The 3,648-nt window shown below is 69.4% G+C and carries 5 protein-coding genes; 2 read left to right on the top strand and 3 right to left on the bottom strand.

All coding sequences use genetic code 11. From position 1 onward, the window contains the following. Nucleotides 1-328 (top strand): DUF520 family protein (locus JMF90_RS28715; RefSeq protein ID WP_201325736.1); only part of this gene is annotated, 328 nt, incomplete at its 5' end. Between the two features lie 67 nt (nucleotides 329-395). Here the strand turns inward: JMF90_RS28715 and plsY are convergent. Together plsY and ybaK are read right to left on the bottom strand one after the other, a co-directional pair. Further along, a complete protein-coding gene (gene plsY, locus JMF90_RS28720) occupies nucleotides 396-1,037 on the bottom strand; it encodes a glycerol-3-phosphate 1-O-acyltransferase PlsY (RefSeq protein ID WP_011546049.1) in 642 nt (213 codons plus the stop codon). 116 nt (nucleotides 1,038-1,153) lie between these two features. After that, the gene (gene ybaK, locus JMF90_RS28725; RefSeq protein WP_011694377.1) at nucleotides 1,154-1,645 is read right to left on the bottom strand and encodes a Cys-tRNA(Pro) deacylase; all 492 of its coding nucleotides are present in this window, start codon (nucleotides 1,643-1,645) and stop codon (nucleotides 1,154-1,156) included. A 235-nt stretch (nucleotides 1,646-1,880) separates the two neighbouring features. Between ybaK and JMF90_RS28730 the strand changes: the two genes are divergently transcribed. Then, entirely contained in the window at nucleotides 1,881-3,443 is a 1,563-nt protein-coding gene (locus JMF90_RS28730; protein WP_011694378.1) for a class I adenylate-forming enzyme family protein, read from the top strand. Nucleotides 3,444-3,511: 68 nt separating this feature from the next. Here JMF90_RS28730 and JMF90_RS28735 read toward each other — a convergent pair. Next, a partial coding sequence (locus JMF90_RS28735) for a tyrosine-type recombinase/integrase (protein ID WP_201325737.1) occupies nucleotides 3,512-3,648 on the bottom strand: 137 nt, incomplete at its 5' end.

Consider the following 3,648-nt stretch of genomic DNA (forward strand, 5'->3'; position numbering starts at 1 on the left):
TTTCAAGCTCGGCCAGGTCAAGGACGTACTGATCGGCAAGCTGGCCAAGCGCAACGTCGACGTGCGCTTCCTCGACTACGGCAAGGTCGAGAAGATCGGCGGCGACAAGGTCAAGCAGGTCGTCACCGTGAAGAAGGGCGTGACGGGCGACCTCGCGAAGAAGATCGTGCGCCTCGTGAAGGACAGCAAGATCAAGGTGCAGGCGAGCATCCAGGGCGACGCGGTGCGCATCTCGGGCACGAAGCGCGACGACCTGCAGAGCACGATCGCGATGCTGCGCAAGGACGTGACCGACACGCCGCTCGACTTCAACAACTTCCGCGACTGACCGGCCGCCGGCCCGTCGCGTCATCCGGCCGGGCCCCGCACACGCGGCGCGCCCGGCGCCGCGTTTCTCAGGCTTTCCCGCCGTCCTGCGCGCCGCCGTCCGCGGCCGCCTTCTTCTTGTCGCCGATCCGGCTCTCCTGCCCCGCGAGCAGCTTCGAAATGTTGCCGCGGTGACGCCACACGAGCAGCACGCTCATCGCCAGCACGGCCCAGGCGATCGGGTTGTGGCCCGGCATGCCGAACAGGAATACGTCGAACACCGGCGCAAACACGGCCGCCACCAGCGCCGCGAGCGACGAATAGCGGAAGAAGAACGCGACGATCAGCCAGGTCAGCGCGGTCGCGAGCCCGAGCACCGGGTGCACGGCGAGCAGCACGCCGGCCGCGGTCGCGACGCCCTTGCCGCCCTGGAAGCGGAAGAACACCGGGTACAGGTGGCCGAGGAACACGGCGATCGCGACCCACGCGATCGCGACGTCGGGCAGGCCGAAGTGCCGGGCGAGCCAGACGGCGATCCAGCCCTTGAACGCGTCGCCGACGAGCGTCAGGATCGCGGCCTTCTTGTTGCCACTGCGCAGGACGTTGGTCGCGCCGGGGTTCTTCGACCCGTATGAACGCGGGTCGGCCAGCCCCATCACGGAACTGACAACGACGGCGAACGACACCGAACCGATCAGGTAGGCAACGAGGGCGGCGAGCAGGATCTGCATGCGGAGGACTCTTCTTTCAACGTATCGGGAAAGGAACGGCCGGGCGCGGCAAGCCGGCAGGCCGAAACGGCGCCCATTCTACCGAACGGGCGCGGGGTGCCACGAAGGTGAAACCCTCAGTCGACGCTCGCGCACTGCACCGGCTGCGCGCCGAGCAGCGACGTGAGCACCGCCGGCGCGAGGCTGACGAGGTAGCCGCGCCGGCCGCCGTTCAGGTAGATCGTCGGCAATTCGAGGATCGTCGACTCGACGTAGACGGGCATCGTCTTGCGCGTGCCGAACGGCGACGTGCCGCCGACGAGATAGCCCGAATGGCGGTTCGCGACCTCGGGCTTGCACGGCTCGACACGCTTCGCGCCGATCTGCCGCGCGAGATTCTTCGTCGACACGGTGCGGTCGCCGTGCATCAGCACGATCAGCGGCTTCGCGTGCTCGTCTTCCATCACGAGCGTCTTCACGACGCTGTGCTCGTCGACGCCGAGCTGGCGCGCCGATTCGCCGGTGCCGCCGTGCTCGACGTATTCGTACGGATGCTCGCCGAATGCGACGCCATGACGGCGCAGCAGCTGGGTCGCAGGGGTTTCGGACACGTGTCTGGATTTGCTCATGGCGGCATTTTAATGGCGAACGATCGCCGGGCGCGCAGTGGCGAGCCCGCGCCGACGGTATACTCGCGGCCCGTTTTCCGCCGGCCCACCGCGTCGCCGTCACGATTGCACCCATCATCATTGCAGACATCGTGAAGCGCTATTGCCCGATTGGCTGATTGTGGCGCGCGTCTCGCCATGGCACGATCGTTCGCAAATATCGTCGGCTGCCGCCGGCCCTTCATCTGGAGACGCCATGTCCTCGCCCATCCGCTCATCCGAATCGCTCGATGTCGATGCGCTGCTCGCCGCGCTGCCGCGCCGCATCGCCGACGTGCCCGCGTACCGGGCCGCGGAGTCGCCCGCGCAGCCGGCACTGATCGAGGATGCGCGCCGGCTGTCGTACGGCGACCTGGCGCAGGCCGTCGACGCGGCGGCCGCGCGGCTGGCGAGTCTCGGCGTAGAAGGCGGCGACCGCGTGATGATCGTCGCCGAAAACTGCGTCGCGCAGATCGTGCTGCTGTTCGCCGCCGCCCGCCTCGACGCATGGGCGCTCGTGTCGAACGCGCGGCTGTCGGCCGCCGAGCTCGACGCGATCGCCGCGCATGCGCGCCCGAAGCTGATCGCGTTCACGACCGACGTATCGCCCGACGCGCGCGCCCATGCCGAGCGGCTCGGCGCCACGCCGGCCGCGGCGCTGCCGGTCGACATCGGCGCGTGTTCGTATCACGTCGACGCGAGCGCGCCCGCCGAGCCGGTGGCCACCGGCAGTGCCGCACAATGCGCGGCATTGATCTACACCACCGGTACGACCGGCACACCGAAAGGCGTGATGCTGTCGCACCGCAACCTGCTGTTCATCGCGGCGACGTCGAGCATGCTGCGCCGCGTGTCGCCGGACGACGTCGTCTACACGGTGCTGCCCGTGTCGCACGTGTACGGGCTCGCGTCGGTATGCCTCGGCAGCCTGTATGCGGGCGCGACGCTGCGGCTCGCGCCGCGCTTCTCGCCGGAAGCCGTCCGCGTCGCGCTCGCCGACGAAGGCGTGACGATCTTCCAGGGCGTGCCCGCGATGCACGCAAAGCTGCTCGAACACCTGCACACGCACGGCCACGCATGGCGCGCGCCGCGGCTGCGCTTCGCATATTCGGGCGGCTCGCCGCTCGATGCGAACCTGAAGGCGCGCGTCGAGCGCCTGTACGGCGTGCCGCTGCACAACGGCTACGGGATGACCGAAAGCAGCCCGACGATCACGCAGACGCCGCTCGACGCGCCGCGCACGGACAGTTCGGTCGGCGTGCCGATTCCGGGCGTCGACGTGCGGATCGTCGCGCCGGACGGCAGCGACGTGCCGCCGGGCGAAGTCGGCGAGATTCGCGTGCGCGGGCCGAACGTGATGCTCGGCTACTACCGCAACGCGGACGCGACGCACGCGGCCGTGTCCCCGGACGGCTGGCTGAGCACCGGCGATCTCGCGCGGCAGGAAGCGGACGGCGCGGTGACGATCGCGGGCCGCAGCAAGGAGCTGATCATCCGCTCGGGCTTCAACGTGTATCCGGTCGAGGTCGAACAGGTGCTGAACGCGCATCCGGACGTCGTGCAGGCGGCCGTGATCGGCCGCGCGATCGACGGCAACGAGGAAGTGCTCGCGTTCGTCGAACTGGTGCCGGGCGCGGCGGCGGACGAGGCAGCCTTGCACGCATGGTGCGCGGATCGGCTCACCGCTTACAAACGCCCTGCGCACATCCGCGTGCTCGATGCGCTGCCGGCCGCGTCGACCGGCAAGGTGCTGAAGCACCGGCTGCGCGAGCTGGTCTGACGCGGCCGACGCGACGGCACGCGAGTCCACATTGCGGCTCACGCCGAGCCGCATGCCCGCGTCGCGCGTCAGCCGCGCGGGTGATGCTGCGCGTGCAGCGTCCTGAGCCGCTCGCGCGCGACGTGCGTATAGATCTGCGTGGTCGAGATGTCGCTGTGGCCGAGCAGCAACTGCACGACGCGCAAGTCGGCGCCGTGGTTCAGCA

The organism is Burkholderia sp. E168m23 (assembly GCF_016586125.1).
GTDB lineage: Bacteria > Pseudomonadota > Gammaproteobacteria > Burkholderiales > Burkholderiaceae > Burkholderia > Burkholderia orbicola.